Below are 18,433 nucleotides of genomic sequence, written 5' to 3' on the forward strand. Positions count from 1 at the left end.
GGCCGCCTCCCTACCCGTCCAGACCGTAACGAGCCAGAGCGGTGCGCAGATCGTTCAGATGCGGCGCATAATTCTTCCACCGTCCCGATGCGCGAGCGTACAGAGGCTCGCGCACCTGCCAGACGCTGGCGGTGCGCACGGGTCCCTGGCGCCGATGGAAATCCATCACCGACGGCTCCCACGCTAGGCCGCAGGCCGCCACCAGATCGCGCACGGCCGGCTCGCCCCGCGCCACCAGGTCGTCGTAGTCGACCTCATGCACGTCGTCCGGCCAGACGGACTTCCAGTGGGCAGCCAGCCTTCGTTCCTGGGCCGTCCAATGGGCGGCGTGTTCCAGATCCAGCGCATAGGCCATGTCGTAGGACAGGTGCAGGAAGAAGACCGACAGGGCGTTGTCGATCGGATTACGCACGGTGTGGATGATCCGGGCCTTGGGGAACAGGGTCTTGGCCAGGCCGATGTAGAGGATGTTGTCCGGGCGCTTGTCCGTAACCACGCCGGCGCCGGGCACGCGCTCACGCACGGCGTTCAGATAGACGTCGCGAATCTTGCGCCGGCTGGCGTCGTCGAACACGCCCAGGGCCTCGGGGAAGGGGTTGAAGACATTGGCGGCCAGGGTCGGCAGCAGATCCAGCTCTCCGCCCGCACGCACGCCGCTGTGGCCGCCCAGAATACGCTCGACCAGGGTCGAACCGGACCGGAACATGCCGCAGATGAAGATCGGCGCCGCCTCGGGATCGTCGTCGTCCAGCGCCGCAACCGCGGCCGGCGTCGCCGCGATCAGCCGATCAACATAGGCTTCGGCCAGGGCCGGATCGTAGACCACGCCCTTGGCGCGAGCCAGGGCTGCGCTGGTCTGGTTGGCGGCGACATAGGCTTGGAAGGCGGCGTCATACTCGCCCGCCGCATCCAGAATCCGCCCCAGGGCGAAACCCAGGTCCGCCTGTTCCAGCCCTTCCGGGGTGGCGGCCAGGGCGGACCTCAACCGACCGATCAGGGGATCATCCGGCGGCGTCGCCGTCTGCAAACCCGCCAGCCGCGCCAAGGCCATTACATGGCATGGATCGATAGCCAGGACGGCCTCGTAGGCCTCTCGAGCCTGGTCCCGCCGCCCGGCGTCCTCGTGCAGATTGCCCAGGTTGAGCCAGGCGGGCGCATAGGCGGGCGCCAGGGCGAGCGCCGTCTTCAGCTCGGTTTCGGCCGCATCGGGCCGGTTCAGATCCTCGGCGAAGATCACGGCGCGGTTCAGGTGGATTTCCTGCGGATCGCGTGCGCGCTGGGCCAGGGCTTGGTCATAGGCGGCCAGGGCGTCGTCCAGGCGACGCATGCGCCGCAGAAGCCGCCCCAGATCGTACCAAACGTCGCCCAGTTCCGGTCGCTCGGCCACGACGGATTGATAGAGGGTCACGGCCTCGGGGATACGCCCCAGGCGCTCGAGGGCGGCGCCTTGCGCCAGGCGGACCTGGCCCGCGTCGGACATCAGTCTTCACCGACCATGGCGATCCAGGGATCGGCGGTCCCGGCCTCGACCTCGGCCACCTTGACGGCAGGCCAGCCGATGGAGGCGCTGCCCGAGGCGGTCCAGGCGGTGGCGATGAAGTCGCGCAGCTCGGCGGCGCCGGCCGCCAGACGCTCATTGACGAATGCGGCGCCGCGCGGATCGCTGTCGCGGAAAGCCCCGGCTTTCTCCAGCCGGTAGAAGGGGATGACCGTGCCCAAGGTGGTGGTCAGATAGGAGACGGTGCGCGCCTTGACGTCGAAGCCGTCCAAATCGGCGGCCGGCATGGCGGCCTCGACCGCGTCCAGGCGGGCGACGCGGCTGGTGAAGGCGCCTTCGAACAGGCCGTGGGTCTGGCGCGAATTGGTGAAGCCTTCGGGGTTCGGGAACTCGCCCCAGCCGTTGTAGTGGATCGTCGTGTGATGGGGTTGCGACCCGTCGCCGACATAGTGGCCCATGACCCCGATGTCGCGCAGGATCAGGACCTCGCGGCGCAGGCGGTCGGCCCTGTACCAGGCCTGGCGCTCCATATTGGTCTCGCGCCTCTCGGCCGCGTTCAGCACGCGCCAGTAGGCGAAATCGCGGCCCAGGTTCTGCCAGGCGTCGATCATGGCGTAGGGCAGATAGCCGGCGTCGTCGACGTCCAGACCGGCCTTGGTCAGGGCGGCGTCATATTCCGACTTCAGACGCGGCAGTTCGGCCAGGGGCATGCCGCGCGTGTCGAAGACATGGCCGTCGTCGTCCAGGTCAATGAAATGGGCGGTGTCGCGTTCACGGTCATGCGGCTGACCGGCGCCCTTCCAGCGGTCGGGCTCTCGGGCCAGCTCGCCGACATCGGCGATGGCGCCGGGCGTCTTCAGAAAGCCCGGCATGTCGGCCGGCAGGGCGCGCATCGCGGCGATCCCGATCAGCCGGTGGCCGGTATTGCCCCAGGCGTCGACCACGGCGGGGGTTGCGACGGCGACGAGGGCCAGGGCGGCGATGACGAGACGTTTCATGACGGACAAACCTCAGTGAGATCACGCCCGTCTAACGTATCCTTGATCGGCTCTCCAGCCCGCCGGGGTGGCGATCACGCCGCGAACGCCTAGATTAAGCGGGCTCCCCGCCCCTTTATCCTTGCAGGCGCCACAGCCATCGGGGAGCGATGACGTGATTGCGTCGTCGCCGTCCTTGCACGGCATAAGTGGACGCCAGATCGAAAGGACCACGCACCATGCGCGCGCCCCGCCTCGCTCTTTTTGCTTCCGCCGCCGCTCTGTTGACCGCCGCCGGCGCACACGCCCAAACCCCTTATGAAGCCTCGGGCCAGACCGCCCCGACTGCGGCGCCTGCCCCGGGCGCAGCCGACTTCACCGACGAAGAATTGCGCAAATACGATGCCGCCATCACCCGCGTCCGCGCGGTCAGCGACACCCTGAACGGCGCCCAGCCGACGCCGGAACAACAGGCCGAAATGGCGGCTGCAGTCCAGGACTCCGGGCTGGAGGTCTTGCGCTTCAACGCCATCTCCACCGCTGCCGCCGAGAGCCCGGTGATCAACGCCCGCATCAACGCCATGAAGGCGCCGAAGCCCGCCCCCGGATCGGTCGCGGCCGGCGTCAGCGATGCGGAACTGCGCCAGTTCGTCGAAGCCATGACCCAGATTCGCGCCGTCACCGCCAATGTCCAGAACGGCCAGGCCACCCCGGAACAGAGCGCCCAGCTGACGGCGGCCGTCGAGGGGTCCGGCCTGGCGGTGGACCGTTTCAACGCCGTCGCCACCGCCGTGTCCCAGGACGTCGGCCTGCGGGCCCGAGCCGAGTTGATCGGCGCCCGACAACAGGAGGCCGGCGCCCAATAGGGCGTCAGGTCTCGGCGGGTTCGCGCCGTGTGTCCGGTGCGGCCGGACCCGCCTCGTCCTCGTTCAGCAGTCGGCCTTCGCGACGCGGCTTCACATAGGGAGCGGGTTGCGGCGTCGGCATATTGCCGCGCATCAGCTGGCGCCCGGCCTTGATTCCGCCCGTCAGTTGCAAATCCAGACGCGCCTCGTCGCGGCGGCGGACGTCGCCGATGGCCTCTTCCGCCTGACCCTCGTCCATGCCCAGTTCGATCAAGGCGCGCTCGCCGAACTTCAGCGCCGACTCGAAGGTCTCGCGGATCTGGTAGTCGACGCCGGCCTGGATCAGCCGCATGGAATGCCCCCGGTCGAAGGCCCGGGCCATGATCTTGGTGGTCGGAAACTCGGACTTGACCAGTTCGACGATGCGGTCGGCGACCTCGGGCTTGTCGACGCAGACCAGGACGATCTCGGCCTCGTCCGCACCCGAGGCCCGCAGCGTGTGCAGCTGGGCGCCGTCGCCATAATAGACCTTGAACCCGAACTGCGAGGCGGCCTGGATCATCTCCACGTCGTTCTCGATGATCGAGACGTCCACATCCCGCGCCAGCAAGGGCTGGGACACGACTTGGGCGAACCGGCCGAAGCCGATGATCAGCACCTGACCGCGCAGGTCCTTGGCGAAGTCCACCCCCTCGGCGTCCTCGGCCGACAGCGTCGGCTTGGGCAGGAGGCGTTGGGTCAACAGACTGGTCAGCGGCGTCAGGGCCATGGACAGAATGACGATGGCCGATAGCATGGCGCCGACCTGGGCGTCGAACAGACCCGCCGTCACCGCCGCACCGTAAAGGACGAAAGCAAACTCGCCGCCTTGCGCGAACAGGGCCGCCCGCTCGACCGCCTCGTGGTGCGAGGCCTTGAACAGGCGAGCGACGGCATAGATGCCCAGCGCCTTGACCGCCATGAAGGCGACCACGCCGCCGACGACCAGACGCCAGTCGGCGACCACCACCGACAGATCCAGCGACATGCCGACGCTGAGGAAGAACAGGCCCAGAAGGATGGCGCGGAAAGGCTCCACATCCGCTTCCAGCTGGTGACGGAAGGTGGATTCAGACAGCAGCACCCCGGCCAGGAAGGCGCCCATGGCCATCGACAGTCCGCCCAGCGACATGGCCCAGGCGGCGCCGACCACGACGAGCAGGGCCGCCGCCGTCATCACCTCGCGACCGCCGTACCGCGCCAATAGGCGGAAGATCGGATTGACCAGATATTTGCCGGCCGTCAGCACCCCGGCGACCGCCGCCACCGCAAACCCGATGGTCTGCCATAGGGGCGGCGCCTGTTCGTTCGCCACACCCAGGACGGAGGCCAGGATGGCGACGATCGCCAGCAGGGGTACGATGGCCAGATCTTCCAGCAGCAGGATAGACACCGACCGTTGGCCAGGCCCGCCTGCGATCTCGCCCCGCTCCTCCAGCATCTGCATGATGACGGCCGTCGATGACAGGACGAAGCCCATGGCGCCGACAAAGGCGACCGGCGCCGAAAAGCCCGCCAACATGGCCGTCAGGGTCAGGATCAGGCCGCAGAACAGAACCTGGGCCGCGCCCAGGCCGAAGATCTCTTTCCTAAGCCCCCACAGGCGTTTGGGCCGCATCTCCAGCCCGATGATGAACAGGAAGATGACCACGCCGAACTCGGCGACATGCAGGATGGTCTCGGGTTCCTGAAACAGTTTCAGGCCGAACGGCCCGATGGCCAGACCCGCCGCCAGATAGCCGAGCACCGAGCCCAGACCGACCCGTTTGAACACCGGCACCGCGATAACGCCCGCCGCCAGCAGGGCCGCAGCCGCGCCCAGATCCAGTCCCGTCGTCGCCTCGGCCATCGTCACCCCTTCGCTCGACCTCCATTGTGGGGGCGAAGCCGTCGGATTGCGAGATGGCGCCGACGACGCGATCGCGAATGTAGCAGAAACAAGCAACTGGATCGCCACAGTTTCGCCTCAGCCGACAAGCGGAGTAGCGTCTAGAACAACCGGAGGAAGCCATGTCGCGTCTCGTCAAGATCGCCGTCGCCGCCACCCTGGGCCTGTCCGTCGCGGCGCCGCCCGTCGCGGTTCCCACCTTCGCCTCGGCCCAGCCCCAAAGCCCGTCATTGGACGGAGAAGCCACGCCGGCCGCCTGTGCGCCCTTGGGCTTTGTCCTGTCGCCACCGGCCGAACCGATGCGACGTCTGACCACTCCAGCCCGACCGACGCCGATCACGGCCCCGTCCCAGAGCCGCGTCGAGGGCGGCGCGCCTCCGCCCCCTCCGCCCCCTCCTCCCCCGCCGCCGCCGGCCCCGCCAGCACCCATGCGGCCGGCGGTGGTCGCCGCCGCACCGGAGCAGGCTCCACTCAACGCCGTGGTCGTGACCGGATCGCGCATCATGCCCGGCGCCCCGGTCCCGTCCGACACCGAAACCTATCCCGACGCCACGCCCAATCCGGTCAAGCGGACGGCGGACCAGCCGGTCTCCACCTTCTCGATCGACGTGGACACAGCCGCCTATTCGAATGTCCGCCGCTTCATCGACGAGGGCCGCAGCCCCCCGGCGGACGCGGTGCGGGTCGAGGAGCTGATCAACGCCTTCGACTATGGCTACGCCCGCCCGACCTCCCAGGCTCGACCTTTTGCCGTCACCACCGCGGTCGCCGCTTCGCCCTGGGCGGACGGCCGCCAGATCGTCCACATCGGCTTGCAGGGCTATGAGCTGCCGCAGGGCGAGCAGCGGCCGCTGAACCTGACCTTCCTGGTCGATGTATCGGGCTCGATGCGCAGCCCGGATAAGCTGGACCTGGCCAAACAGGCGATGAACCTGGCCATTGACCGGCTGCGGCCGCAGGACAGCCTGGCCGTGACCTATTACGCCGAGGGCGCGGGCACGACCCTGCAGCCCACGCCCGGCGATCAGAAGCTGAAGATGCGCTGCGCCGTCGCCAGCCTTCGCGCCTCGGGCGGCACGGCCGGGGCGACCGGGATGACCAACGCCTATGACCAGGCCCAGGCCAGTTTCGCCCGCGACAAGGTCAATCGCATCCTGATGTTCACCGACGGCGACTTCAACGTCGGCGTGACCGACAACAAGCGGCTGGAAGACTATGTCGCCGAAAAGCGCGGGACCGGCGTCTATCTGTCGGTCTATGGCTTCGGGCGCGGCAACTACCAGGACGCCCGGATGCAGAGCATCGCCCAGGCGGGCAATGGGGTGGCGGCCTATGTGGGCGACCTGCGCGACGCGCGGCGCCTGTTCGGCCCGATGTTCGACAAGGGCGCCTTCCCCATCGCCGACGACGTCAAGATCCAGGTCGAGTTCAATCCCGCCCGCGTCGCCGAATGGCGGTTGATCGGCTACGAGACCCGGCTTCTGAACGAGGCGGACTTCGCCAACGACCGGATCGACGCGGGCGAGGTCGGATCGGGGGCCAGCGTCACGGCCCTGTACGAGATCACCCCGGTCGGCGGTCCGACCCAGGTTCCCGAGCGCCGCTATCCCGACAACCGGATCGGCGTGGGGGGCGGCGATCCGAACGGTGAGATCGGCTTCATCCAGGTCCGCTACAAACAGCCGGGCGGCAGCCGGTCGGACCTGATCCAGCAGCCTCTGACCAATCGCGCCGCCGGCCCCGTCAGCGCCCAACCGCCCGAGGCCACACGCTGGGCCCTGGCTGTGGCCGCCTTCGGCCAGAAGCTGCGCAACGACCCGTGGATGAACGCCGACTATGGCTGGGACCAGGTGCTGGCCCAGGCCCAGGGCGCGCGGGGCGAGGATCCATGGGGCGACCGGGCCGAGTTCGTCCAGTTGGTGCGCGCGGCCAAGGACCTGCCTGAACGCCGCGCGCCTTAAAGCCGAGCGGCGCCAAGCGGGCGCACGGCGGCGGAACCCCGCCGTGCGCGGCGGGTTTTCACGGTGACGCTACACCCCAGGAGACCGCCATGAAGATCCGCGACGTCATGACCAAGGATGTCCACCTCGCCCGCCCCGGCGACACGCTCCAGGAGGTCGCCGCCCGGATGGCCAAGGGGGATTTCGGCTTCGTGCCCGTGGCCGATGGCGACCAGTTGATCGGCGCCATCACCGACCGCGACATCGTCGTGCGCGCCCTGGCGGCCGGCGCCGCCCCGTCCGCGCCCGTGGTCGAATACATCACCCGCGACCCGCAGACGGTGCTGGACACCGACGACCTGAAATCCGTGCTGGACCTGATGGGGTCGCGCCAGATCCGCCGTGCTCCGGTGGTGGACAAGCATGGCCGCATCGTCGGTGTCATCTCGCTGGGCGACCTGTCGACCCGGGTGAAGGAGAAATACGCCGGCGAGACGCTGGAGAGCATCTCGCGTTAACCCTCCCCCCTCACCACGCGCTAACCGGCGTCCGTCATCCTGCACCCTGAACGGTGGGAGATCAGAATGGCGCGCGCGCAGTTCCAGAAGGGTCAGAAGGTCTGGGTCGAGTGCGTGGGCGCCTGGGCGACCATCGAGAAGGTTCAGCCGGTCTGGGCCAAGGGTTTCGACGAGCCGGTGCGCGTCACCTACGACGTCGGCCTGGGACGTGAGTTCGCGGCCGCCGAACTGATGATGGCCGCCGCGGACGCCGCCGGGGCCGAGGTCGGCGACTGGCGCGTTCTGCGGGCCCGCAACAAGTGGCAGGCGGAGGAGGACTGCCTGCACCACCCCCAGCCCGGCACCTATCCGGTCGTCGTCACTGACACCGCCGATTGGGGCGGTTGGCGCGTGCCCGGGGCGGAATATGACCGCGACCCCCAGCGCATTGAATTCCAGTCCCGGCTGATCGCCGCCGCGCCGCGTCTGATGCAGTTGGCTGAAAGCCTGATGGACCTCGTGGCCGAGAGCCCCGACGACGCGCCGCCCGCCGTTCTGGCCCTGGCGCGCCAGGCCCGCGACACGCTTCAACCTGTGACGGAAATTCTGGAAGCGGCGCCGGCCCGGGCGAGCGGCGTCATGCCGGGTGCGGAAGCCAGCCTGGCGGAACGCTGAACAGGAGCGCAGGCTCAGATCGCCCCGCTTGACTCCGCACGGCATCGCGCGCCATTTGGAACAAATGGAGAACATTGGACCTGATGACCGTTTGGCCGCCTTGAGGACGCGGCTTGAATCACTCAATGCCTGCACCCTTTCGCTTGCTCCCCGCCACACACGGGACGCCAGCGTCTTTCCATCCTGCTGGGCGCGCGGGGCAGTGCATGACCTGTACGCCGAAACACCGGCCGACGCTGTGGCGATCAACGCCTTCGGCCTGGGCGCCGCGCTTCAGGCGGCGGACGGACGCGCCATCGTCTGGGGGCTTCACGACATGATGGGGCTGGAGGCGGGGCGGCCGCATGGACCGGGGCTGCATGAGATGGGGCTGGCGCCGTCGGACATGCTGCTGGTGCGAGCGCCCGACATTCAGACGCTGCTCATTATCGGCGAGGAGGCGTTACGGACACCGGCGGTGGGCGCCGTGCTGCTCAGCGCCTGGGGCGAGGCCAGGGCCTTGTCCCTGACGGCCAGTCGGCGGCTGGCGCTTGCGGCCGGGGGAGGTCACGGGACGCTGTTCCTGGCGAGGGCCGGCGCCGCCCCGGCGCCCAGCGCCGCCGAAAGCCGATGGTCGGTGCGCGCCGTGGCGTCCGCGCCGCTCGAGGGCGGAGCGCCGGGCAGACCGTCTTTTTCCGCCACCCTGCTTCGGCGACGCGGCGGGGGCGGGCCCAGAACCTGGATCATGGAGTGGGATCGTGACGCGCGATCGTTCCGCGAACCGGCGCCGCTATCTGGCGCTGTGGTTCCCCTGGCTGCCCAGCGACCGGCTGAAGCGTCGCACCCGTTCCGCAGACGGGTCGCCTGAGCCCGATCCGAGGCCTGTGGTCCTGGTCGAGAAGATCGGCGGCGCGCTGCGGCTGGCCGCCGTCGATCCGGCGGCGTCTGCGGCGGGACTGGTCCCCGGCCTGACGCTGGCCGACGCCCGCGCCCGAACGCCCGCCTTGCGCACCATCGTTCATCGACCGGATATGGACGCGGCCCTGCTGCTGCAGGTGATGGAGGATTTCGGCCGCTTCACGCCCATGATCGCCGAGGATGCGCCACACGGGCTTATGCTGGACGTGACCGGCTGCGCCCATCTGTTCGGCGACGAACCCGGACTGGTCCGCGCGGCGCATGAGCGTGCGGGGCGTATCGGCCTGGGGATCCGCAGCGCCCTGGCGTCCACGCCCCAGGCGGCGCGCGCTCTGGCCCGTTTCGGGCCGGGCGGACGGTTCGAAGCGGGACAGGATCGACAGGAGGTGCGTCGGCTTCCGGTCGCGGCGCTGGAACTTTCGCAACGCGAGACCCAGGCCCTGCAGCGCGCGGGTCTGAAGCGGATCGCCGATCTGGACGATCGTCCGCGCGCGCCGCTAGCCGCGCGCTTCGGGGCCGACTTTTCCGCCCGGCTGGCGCGGATCCTGGGTGACGAGGACATGCGCATCACGCCGCACCGGCCGCCGCCGCCCATCACCGTCGACCGCATCTTCTTCGAACCCATCGTCGATGACGCGGATATGGAACGCGTCCTGTCCGATCTGTTGATCGAGACTGCGGATCGACTGGATCAGGCAAGCCAGGGCGGCCGGGCCTTTGAGGCGGGCTTCTACCGCGTCGATGGCGAGATCCGACGTATCGTCGTGCGGACCGGCCGGGCCACGCGCGACCGGATCGCGGTGCTTCGTCTGTTCCGTGAAAGGCTCGCGGCCCTGGCCAATCCTCTGGACCCCGGCTTCGGCTTCGATCAGATCAGGCTGTCTGTTCTCGAGACCCAGACGCTGAAACCCGACCAGCGAAGCCTGGACGGCGACAGACCGGACGGCGAGGATTTCAGCCGCCTGATCGACCGGCTGACGGCGCGGCTGGGGCCTGAAGCCGTGCTGCGATTCGAACCTCTGGGGTCGCACATTCCCGAGCGCGCCGTACGGATGGTCCCGGCGACAATGAAGGTCGGGCGAGCGGCCCAGGACTGGCCGGATCTGACGCCTGACGATCCGCCGTTACGCCCCTTGCAGATGTTCGACCCGCCCCAGCCGGTCGAGACCCTGGCCGAGGTGCCCGACGGCTCGCCCTTGCGCTTCCGCTGGCGCCGGGTGCTGCATGAGGTGGCTTGCGCCGAAGGACCGGAGCGGATCGGCGGCGAATGGTGGCGCGCGCCGGATCAGAAGACGCGCGACTACTATCGCGTCGAAGACCGCGAAGGCCGCCGGTTCTGGCTGTTCCGTCAGGGGCTGTACGGCGAGACCGACGAGCCGCGCTGGTTCGTACACGGCCTGTTCGCATGAGCACGCCTGAGTATGCCGAACTGGCCAGCGCCAGCAACTTCTCCTTCCTGCGCGGGGCGTCGCATCCGAAGGATCTGGTGCTGACCGCGATCCTGCGCGGTCATTCCGGATTGGGCCTGGCCGACCGCAACACGGTCGCCGGGGTGGTGCGGGCCTGGAGCGCCCTGCGTAGCCTGCGCGAAGACGGCCTGTCGCCGCCCGATGTCGTGCGCGACGGCGCAGGGCCTGGCGAAGCGACCTATGTCGAGGATCGGTTGAACGATCCGGCCCTGTCGGAAGAGGTCAGACGACGGGCCGCGACTTTCAAACTGGCGACCGGCGCGCGTCTGGCGTTCAACGACGGAACGCCCGACATCATCGCCTATCCCGAGACGAGGGCCGGCTGGGGGCGGCTGACGCGGCTGCTGACCCTTGGCAATCGCCGGGCCGTGAAGGGCCAGTGCGAAATCGGGCTGCGCGACCTGCTCGCCGCACCGGAGGATCTGCTGCTGATCCTCATGCCGGACGCCCGGCTGGACGGTCTGGACCGGACGCTTGAGCGTGTGACCGAGGCAGCGCCCGGCGCGGTCTGGCTGGGCGTCGCCATGAGCCGGCGCGGCGACGACGGGCGGCGGCTTGCGCGGCTGAAGGCGCTGGCGGAACAGAGCGGCGTCCCGCTGCTGGCGGTCAACGACGTCCTCTATCACGACGCCGACCAGCGCGACCTGCAGGACGTGCTGACCTGCATCCGCGAAGGCGTCACGGTGGAGGCGGCGGGGCGGCGTCTGAACGCCAACGGCGAACGCTGGCTTAAGCCGCCCGCCGAAATGACCCGCCTGTTCCGCAACGCGCCCGAGGCCGTCGCCGAGACCGCGAACCTGCTGGCCCGCGTCAGTTTCGACCTCAGCGACATCAGCTATCAGTACCCCGAGGAGACGACCCCGCCCGACCAGACGCCGCAGGCCTGGCTGGAACATCTGACCTGGCTGCACGCCGAGATACGCTATTCCCAGGGCGTCCCCGACAAGGTGCGGGTGCTGTTGGAGAAGGAGTTGGCCTTCATCGCAAAGGCCGACTACGCACCCTACTTCCTGACCATCTACGACATCGTGAGGGTGGCGCGCGACAAGCGGATCCTGTGTCAGGGGCGCGGTTCGGCGGCCAATTCCGCCGTCTGCTATGTGCTGGGCATCACGGCGGTGGATCCGGCGGAATCCGACCTGTTGTTCGAACGCTTCCTGTCGTCGGACCGAGGCGAACCGCCCGACATCGATGTCGATTTCGAGCACGAGCGGCGAGAGGAGGTCATCCAGCACATCTACACGCGCTATGGCCGCGAACGCGCCGGCATCGCCGCCACCGTCATCCGCTATCGTCCCAAGAGCGCCATCCGCGACGTGGGCAAGGCCCTGGGCCTGACCGAGGACGTCACCGCCCGTCTGGCCTCCAGCCAGTGGGGCAGTTGGGGCAGCGAGATCGGCGACCGCCATGTCGAACAGGCCGGGCTAGACCCAACCAATCCGATGATCCGGCGCGCCGTGGCGATGGCGACGCGGCTGCTGAGTTTTCCCCGCCACCTGTCCCAGCACGTCGGCGGCTTCGTCCTGACCCAGGACCGGCTGGACGAACTGGTCCCCATCGGCAACGCCGCCATGGCCGACCGCACCTTCATCGAATGGGACAAGGACGACATCGACGAACTACGCCTGATGAAGGTCGATGTGCTGGCGCTCGGCATGCTGACCTGCATCCGCAAGGCCTTCGACCTGATCCGCACCCATTCGGAGGAGGACTGGGCGCTGCATACCATCCCGGCCGATGACGCCGGCGTTTACGACATGCTGTGCCAGGGCGACTCAATCGGCGTCTTCCAGGTCGAGAGCCGCGCGCAGATCAACATGCTGCCCCGGCTGAAGCCGCGCAAACTCTATGATCTGGTGATTCAGGTGGCCATCGTCCGGCCCGGTCCGATCCAGGGCGACATGGTCCATCCCTATCTGCGCCGTCGCAACGGGCTGGAGCAGCCTGACTATTCCAAACCGGGGCCGAAATACCCACAGGACGAGTTGGAGAGGGTGCTAGAGAAGACCCTGGGCGTGCCTCTGTTTCAGGAGCAGGCGATGAAGGTCGCCATGGTCGCCGCCGAGTTCACCGAGAAAGAGGCCAACGGCCTGAGGAAGGCCATGGGCACCTTCCGGGGCGACGGAACCCTGCACACCTACGAAGACCGGATGGTCGGCCGCATGATCGAGCGTGGCTATGACCCGACCTTCGCCCAACGCTGCTTCGACCAGATCAAGGGGTTTGGATCCTACGGCTTTCCTGAAAGCCACGCCGCCTCGTTCGCGCAGCTTGTCTATGTATCATCATGGATCAAACACCACCATGCGGCGGCCTTCGCCTGCGCCCTGCTGAACAGCCAGCCGATGGGCTTCTACGCCCCGGCCCAGATCGTGCGAGGCGCCCAGGAGCATGGGGTCGAGGTGCGCCCGGTCGATGTCTCCTGCAGTGATTGGGACAACAGCCTGGAAGGCCCGAAGGGCGCGCCGGCGCTGCGGCTCGGCCTGCGTCAGATCGACGGATTCCGCGAGGACTGGGCCCAGGCGCTGGTCGCCGCTCGCGCCGCCGCCCGCCCCTGCGACGTCGAGACTCTGGCGCGACGCGCCGCCCTGCCCGCCGCCGCCATGCGCAAGCTGGCGGACGCCGACGCCTTCCGCTCGCTGGGCCTGGATCGACGCGAGGCCCTGTGGGCCGTGCGCCGTCTGCCGGACGATGCGCCCCTGCCGTTGTTCGCCGCCGCCGATGCCCGCGAGCTGGGCGCCGAACCCGACGCCAGACTGCCGACCATGCCGCTGGGCGAGCATGTCGCCGCCGACTATCAGACCCTGCGCCTGTCCCTGAAGGCGCATCCGATGAGCATCCTGCGCCCCCTGTTCGACGCCGAGCGGATGCTGACCTGCGCCCAGACCGAGGCGAAACGCGGCGGCGCCCTGGTGCGGGTCGCCGGCGTGGTCTTGGTTCGTCAGCGGCCGGGCAAGGGCAACGCCATCTTCGTCACCCTGGAAGACGAGACCGGCATCACCAATGTCGTCCTGTGGGCGCGGATGTTCGAACAGTTCCGCCGCGAGGTCATGGCCGCCCGGCTGATGGAGGTCGAAGGCGTCGTGGAAAAAAGCCCGGAAGGCGTCGTCCACCTGGTCGCCCGCCGCGTCATCGACCGCTCCAGCGAACTGTCACGCCTGTCCGAAGACCACGACACCTCCGTCCAACTGGCCCGCGCGGACATTGTCGCCAATCCCCAACCGCCCCGTCACGCCCCACACAGCCACCCCCGGGACGTCCGCATCCTGCCGGGCTCGCGAGATTTCCACTGAGCTCCGCCGCCCAGGCATACTCCGTTCGATTCAGGTCATTCGTGCTCCGGAACCTCTCGCCACAGCGCCGCAAGAACGGGCAGGACGATCAGTGTGAGCACCGTCGCGGTGGTCAGGCCACCGATGACGACCGTGGCCAACGGCTTCTGCACCTCGGCCCCCGCCCCCGCCGCGAACGCCATGGGCACGAACCCCAGCACCGCCACCAGGGCCGTCGTCAGGACGGCGCGCAGACGGCTGACGGCGCCGTGAAGCGCGGCCTCGCCCGGCGGGTCGCCATCCGTCAGGCGTTGGCGAATGGCCTGCATCAGCACCAGGCCGTTCAGGGTCGCAACGCCTGACACGGCGATGAAGCCGACCGCCGCACTGATCGACAGCGGCATGCCGCGCAGCGCAAGCGCCAGCGCCCCCCCGACCAGGGCCAGGGGCACGCCCGCGAAGACCAGGGCCGCGTCCTTCCACGACCGCAGGGCCAGGACCAGCAGGCCGCCGATGGTCAGGAAGACGATGGGCACGATCAGGGCCAGGCGGGCCGAGGCACGCTGCAGGTTCTCGAACTGTCCGCCCCAGTCGATCCAGCCGGACGGCGGCGGCTGGACCTGAGCGGCGACCCTGGCTTGCGCCTCGGCGACGAAGCCGCCCAGGTCGCGACCGCGCACATTGGCCTGGACGATCATGCGACGCTTTCCGTCGGCGCGACTGATCTGGTTCGGCCCCTCGGCCACGTCGAAACGGGCGACCGAGGACAGGGGCACGGTCGGGGCGCCGGCCTGGGCGTTCTCCGGCATGACCGGCAGTTGCTCCATGACCGTAGGGTCTGCGCGCAAGGCGTCGTCCAGCCTCACGACGACGTCGAAGCGTCGATCGCCCTCGTTGACCTGGCCGGCGGAGCGGCCGGCGAAGGCGATGGCCAGGGCGTCGGCGGCGTCGGACGCATGGACGCCCTGCGCCGCCGCCACAGTGCGATCGACACTGGCGGTGATGGTCGGCTGGCCAGACACCTGTTCGACCCGCACATCGGCCGCGCCCTCGATGCCGTTCAATACGCCGGCCACCTGCCGGGCCGTGCGGTCCATGGCGGCGAAATCGTCGCCATAGATCATGACCGCCACGTCCGACCGGACCCCGGCGATCAGCTCGTTGAACCGCATCTCGATGGGCTGGGTGAACTCGTAATTGTTGCCCAGCAGGCTCGACAGCCGTTCCTCCATGTCCGCCACCAGATCGGCCTTGGCCAGTCCCGGTTCAGGCCAGTCGCGGCGGTCCTTCAGGATGACGAAGGTGTCCGAGATCGACGGCGGCATGGGGTCCGACGCGACCTCGGCGGTGCCTGTCCGGGTGAAGACCCGCTCGACCTGCGGCATGGCCTTCAGCGTGCGTTCGACCTGGAACTGCATCGCCTGGCTCTGTTCCAGCGAGGTCGAGGGCACGCGCAGGGCCTGGACCAGCACGTCGCCCTCGTCGAGCTGGGGCACGAACTCGCGACCCAGGGTCAGGAAGGCGACCAGACCCGCGATCAGGGCGATCCCCGCGCCCATCAGCACCAGCCGGGGCCGGGCGATGGCTCCTTTCAGCAGCGGCTGATAGCGGGCCTTGGCCGCGCGTGTCAGGCGCGTCTCCTCGTGATCCGCCCTGGGCTCCCTGACCAGCAGGGCCGCCATGGCCGGCACGAAGGTGAAGCTGAGAACGAAGGCGGCGGCCAGGGCCAGCATCACGGTCGCGGCCATCGGTCCGAACATCTTGCCCTCCACGCCTTCGAACATCAGCAGGGGGGCGTAGACCAGCAGGATGATCGCCTGGCCGAAGGCGGCCGGCCGGGCCATCTCACGCGCCGAGGCCGCAGCGATGGACAGACGTTCGGCGGTCGTGAGGGCGCGCCCCTTCTCTGCGCTCTTGAGGCCGAGCCGGCGCAGGGTGTTCTCGATCACCACCACGGCCCCGTCGACGATCAGGCCGAAGTCGAGCGCGCCGAGGCTGAGCAGATTGGCGCTGATGCCGAACCGGTTCATCGCCGAGGCGGCGAACAGGAAGCTGAGCGGAATGACCAGGGCGGTGATGATCGCCGCCCTGACATTGCCCAAGGCGAAGAACAGCACGGCGACGACCAGCAGGGCGCCCAGCAGCAGATTGTGCTCGACGGTGCGGACGGTCGCCTCGACCAGTTCGGTCCGGTCCAGTTCAGGCCGCAGGCGCACGCCGGGCGGCAGGCTGGGCGTGATTTCCTGAAGGCGTGCGCCGACGCGGCGGGCCACCTCGCGCGAGTTCTCGCCCTGCAGCATCAGCGCCGTGCCGACCACGGTCTCGCGGCCGTCGGCGCTGGCCGAGCCCAGGCGGGGCGCGCGGCCGATCTCGACCGTCGCCACGTCGGAGACGCGGATCACCTGGCCGCCGCGATTGAGGATGGGCGTCTGGGCCAGATCGTCCAGGCTCTTCAGCCGGGCGTCGGCGCGGACGATATAGGCTTCTCCCGCGCGGTTGACGTAGCCCGCGCCGGCGATGCGGTTGGCGTGCTCCAGCGCCTCGACCAGTTGCACCAGACCCACGCCGTAGGCCGCGAGGCGACCGGGGTCGGGATGGACCGCATACTCCTTCACATAGCCGCCCAGCACGTCCACGCCGGCGACGCCGGGAACGGTCTTCAACTGGGGGGCGACGAGCCAGTCCTGGATCGTGCGGAGATAGGTGGCCTTCTCCTGATCGGAGACCAGACGTTCGCCCTCGGGCGTGACATAGGCGGCGCCGGGCCGCGCCGCCGGGCCGGTCAGTTCCAGCGTCCAGATATAGACCTCGCCCAGGCCCGTCACGACCGGCCCCATCGACGGTGAAAGCCCTGCGGGCAGGTCCTCGCGCGCCGCCTGAAGCCGTTCGTTGACCAGGTTGCGGGCGAAATAGATGTCCGTCGCGTCGGTGAAGACGGCGGTGATCTGGGAAAAGCCGTGGCGTGACAGGGACCGCGTCTCTGTAAGACCCGGCAGGCCGGCCAGCGCGGTCTCCAGCGGGAAGGTGACCTGGCGTTCGACCTCCTCCGGCCCCAGCGCCGGGGCGACGGTGGTGATCTGCACCTGACGGTTGGTGATGTCGGGCACGGCGTCGATGGGCAGGTGCAGCAGTTCGCGTCCGCCCAGGATGGCCAGCACCACGGCCAGTCCGACGACCAGCCAGCGGAAACGCACCGAGGCGTCGATGATCCGGTTCAGCATGATCAGTGTCCGTGCTCGGCTTCGCCCTTGGCCAGTTCGGCCTTGAGCAGGAAGGCCCCGGCGCCGGCGATACGCTCGCCGTCCGTCAGGCCGGACACGATCTCGATGCGACCATCGGATGTTCGGCCGGTCACGACAGGCCGGGCGCGGAACCCTCCATTCTCCTGCACGAAGACGGACGGCGTTCCCTCCAGGGTCTGCACCGCGTCCAGCGGCGCGACGGGCGTTCCCGTCCCGGCGCCGGCCGAGACGCGAGCCGAGACGACGGATCCCGCCGGCGGCGCGTCGCCCGACGGGCGGGCGCGAACGATGACGACGCCGTTCGCATTGGCCGGGGCGATGGCGATGACGACGCCCGACACGACGCGTGATCCGGCGACTGTGCTTTCCAGCCTGTCGCCAACCTTCAGGATGGCGGCGGCCGCGGGCGGCGCCTCGAACAGCAGTTCGACGCGCCCCGGATCGGCGACGGCGGCGACCTGCAACGCCTCTTCGTGCAGCACCTGGCCCGGCGCGGCGCTCAGGCGGGTGACGACGCCGGCGATGGGACTGCGGACCACCGTCAGGCCGTCGGACCCCGGCGCGCCGAAAGCGCCGACGCGGGCGCGGGCGGCGCGATGCTGGGCCTCGGCGCGGCGGGTCTCGGCGGCGGTGACGTCCAGCCGGGCCTGCGAGACCCAGCCCTGTTCGAACAGGGTGCGGTCGCGGCGTTCGGCCGCGCGGGCCGCCTCGACCGTCGCCCCGGCCGCGTCGGCGTCGGCGCGGGAGGCTGCGCCGTCCGGGCTGCGCACGGTGATCAGCGGCGAACCGGCGGCCACGCGATCGCCCAGGCCGACGTGGACGCGCACGACGGCGCCGCCCAGAGGGGCGTCCACGACCGCCTCGGCGCCGGGCGCGAAGGCGACCCGGCCCGGCAGTTTCAGCTCGGCCCCGCCGCCCCGCTGAACGGCGACGACGGAGACGCCGGCCCGCGCGGCCGCCTGGGGCGTCAGGGCGACGAAAGCCGCCTCGGCGGATGGGTCGGCATGTCCGTCCGCCTCTGCGTGGTCGGCCTCGGCGGGCGGGCGCTCCATAAGTCGGGCGGCGCCGAAGCCCGCGCCCAGGGCGATGACGACGGCGGCGCCGCTCATCAGCCAGTGTTTCTTCAAGGTCATGATCGATCCTCGCCCGGCGCACGGCCGGGCCCAGAGTTCAGGACGCGCGGCGTCGCCGCCG

At 69.4% G+C, this 18,433-nt stretch carries 12 protein-coding genes; 7 read left to right on the forward strand and 5 right to left on the reverse strand.

Going from position 1 to position 18,433, the window contains the following annotated elements; genetic code table 11:
- Positions 1 to 10: 10 nt before the first annotated feature.
- Both GGR11_RS15455 and GGR11_RS15460 read right to left on the reverse strand, forming a co-directional pair.
- Positions 11 to 1,480, reverse strand: a complete 1,470-nt coding sequence (locus GGR11_RS15455; protein WP_183198430.1) for a tetratricopeptide repeat-containing sulfotransferase family protein — start codon at positions 1,478 to 1,480, stop codon at positions 11 to 13.
- Positions 1,480 to 2,496 (reverse strand): phospholipase C/P1 nuclease family protein, encoded by a 1,017-nt coding sequence (locus tag GGR11_RS15460; protein WP_183198432.1) that lies wholly within the window; start codon positions 2,494 to 2,496, stop codon positions 1,480 to 1,482. Before GGR11_RS15460 ends, GGR11_RS15455 begins: the two co-directional genes overlap by 1 nt.
- A 218-nt stretch (positions 2,497 to 2,714) precedes the next feature.
- Here GGR11_RS15460 and GGR11_RS15465 point away from each other — a divergent pair, with 218 nt between their 5' ends.
- Complete coding sequence (locus GGR11_RS15465) at positions 2,715 to 3,341, forward strand: DUF4168 domain-containing protein (protein WP_183198434.1); 627 nt, start codon at positions 2,715 to 2,717, stop codon at positions 3,339 to 3,341.
- A 4-nt stretch (positions 3,342 to 3,345) separates the two neighbouring features.
- Here GGR11_RS15465 and GGR11_RS15470 read toward each other — a convergent pair whose 3' ends face one another.
- Positions 3,346 to 5,208 (reverse strand): monovalent cation:proton antiporter-2 (CPA2) family protein, encoded by a 1,863-nt coding sequence (locus GGR11_RS15470; protein ID WP_183198436.1) that lies wholly within the window; start codon positions 5,206 to 5,208, stop codon positions 3,346 to 3,348.
- A 161-nt stretch (positions 5,209 to 5,369) separates the two neighbouring features.
- Here GGR11_RS15470 and GGR11_RS15475 point away from each other — a divergent pair, with 161 nt between their 5' ends.
- The 6 genes from GGR11_RS15475 to GGR11_RS15500 all read left to right on the forward strand — a co-directional run bounded on the left by GGR11_RS15475 (position 5,370) and on the right by GGR11_RS15500 (position 14,018).
- Positions 5,370 to 7,208 carry a YfbK domain-containing protein gene (locus GGR11_RS15475; protein ID WP_183198438.1) on the forward strand — a complete coding sequence of 613 codons (1,839 nt, stop codon included), beginning with the start codon at positions 5,370 to 5,372 and terminating at the stop codon, positions 7,206 to 7,208.
- An 89-nt stretch (positions 7,209 to 7,297) separates the two neighbouring features.
- Positions 7,298 to 7,705: a CBS domain-containing protein gene (locus tag GGR11_RS15480; RefSeq protein ID WP_008259009.1), complete on the forward strand. Its 408-nt coding sequence runs from the start codon at positions 7,298 to 7,300 to the stop codon at positions 7,703 to 7,705.
- 66 nt (positions 7,706 to 7,771) lie between these two features.
- Positions 7,772 to 8,359 carry a hypothetical protein gene (locus tag GGR11_RS15485; RefSeq protein ID WP_183198440.1) on the forward strand — a complete coding sequence of 196 codons (588 nt, stop codon included), beginning with the start codon at positions 7,772 to 7,774 and terminating at the stop codon, positions 8,357 to 8,359.
- 202 nt (positions 8,360 to 8,561) lie between these two features.
- Positions 8,562 to 9,206, forward strand: a complete 645-nt coding sequence (locus tag GGR11_RS15490; protein ID WP_343051157.1) for a hypothetical protein — start codon at positions 8,562 to 8,564, stop codon at positions 9,204 to 9,206.
- The gene (locus tag GGR11_RS15495; protein WP_343051158.1) at positions 9,097 to 10,665 is read left to right on the forward strand and encodes a Y-family DNA polymerase; all 1,569 of its coding nucleotides are present in this window, start codon (positions 9,097 to 9,099) and stop codon (positions 10,663 to 10,665) included. The genes GGR11_RS15490 and GGR11_RS15495 overlap by 110 nt, the downstream gene beginning before the upstream one ends.
- Entirely contained in the window at positions 10,662 to 14,018 is a 3,357-nt protein-coding gene (locus GGR11_RS15500) for an error-prone DNA polymerase (RefSeq protein WP_183198444.1), read from the forward strand. The genes GGR11_RS15495 and GGR11_RS15500 overlap by 4 nt, the downstream gene beginning before the upstream one ends.
- Positions 14,019 to 14,053: 35 nt before the next feature.
- Here the strand turns inward: GGR11_RS15500 and GGR11_RS15505 are convergent, their stop codons facing one another.
- Together GGR11_RS15505 and GGR11_RS15510 are read right to left on the reverse strand one after the other, a co-directional pair.
- A complete protein-coding gene (locus tag GGR11_RS15505; RefSeq protein ID WP_183198446.1) occupies positions 14,054 to 17,218 on the reverse strand; it encodes an efflux RND transporter permease subunit in 3,165 nt (1,054 codons plus the stop codon).
- A gap of 2 nt (positions 17,219 to 17,220) precedes the next feature.
- Positions 17,221 to 18,372, reverse strand: a complete 1,152-nt coding sequence (locus GGR11_RS15510; RefSeq protein ID WP_183198448.1) for an efflux RND transporter periplasmic adaptor subunit — start codon at positions 18,370 to 18,372, stop codon at positions 17,221 to 17,223.
- Between the last annotated feature and the right edge of the window lie 61 nt (positions 18,373 to 18,433).

Source organism: Brevundimonas mediterranea, from assembly GCF_014196125.1.
GTDB lineage: Bacteria > Pseudomonadota > Alphaproteobacteria > Caulobacterales > Caulobacteraceae > Brevundimonas > Brevundimonas mediterranea.

Excerpts from the sequence above, each read along its gene's own strand:
- GGR11_RS15505 (WP_183198446.1), bottom strand. The coding sequence starts at position 17,218 with ATGCTGAACCGGATCATCGACGCCTCGGTGCGTTTCCGCTGGCTGGTC.
- GGR11_RS15470 (WP_183198436.1), bottom strand. The coding sequence starts at position 5,208 with ATGGCCGAGGCGACGACGGGACTGGATCTGGGCGCGGCTGCGGCCCTG.
- GGR11_RS15460 (WP_183198432.1), bottom strand. The coding sequence starts at position 2,496 with ATGAAACGTCTCGTCATCGCCGCCCTGGCCCTCGTCGCCGTCGCAACC.
- GGR11_RS15480 (WP_008259009.1), top strand. The coding sequence starts at position 7,298 with ATGAAGATCCGCGACGTCATGACCAAGGATGTCCACCTCGCCCGCCCC.
- GGR11_RS15455 (WP_183198430.1), bottom strand. The coding sequence starts at position 1,480 with ATGTCCGACGCGGGCCAGGTCCGCCTGGCGCAAGGCGCCGCCCTCGAG.
- GGR11_RS15475 (WP_183198438.1), top strand. The coding sequence starts at position 5,370 with ATGTCGCGTCTCGTCAAGATCGCCGTCGCCGCCACCCTGGGCCTGTCC.
- GGR11_RS15510 (WP_183198448.1), bottom strand. The coding sequence starts at position 18,372 with ATGACCTTGAAGAAACACTGGCTGATGAGCGGCGCCGCCGTCGTCATC.
- GGR11_RS15500 (WP_183198444.1), top strand. The coding sequence starts at position 10,662 with ATGAGCACGCCTGAGTATGCCGAACTGGCCAGCGCCAGCAACTTCTCC.
- GGR11_RS15465 (WP_183198434.1), top strand. The coding sequence starts at position 2,715 with ATGCGCGCGCCCCGCCTCGCTCTTTTTGCTTCCGCCGCCGCTCTGTTG.
- GGR11_RS15485 (WP_183198440.1), top strand. The coding sequence starts at position 7,772 with ATGGCGCGCGCGCAGTTCCAGAAGGGTCAGAAGGTCTGGGTCGAGTGC.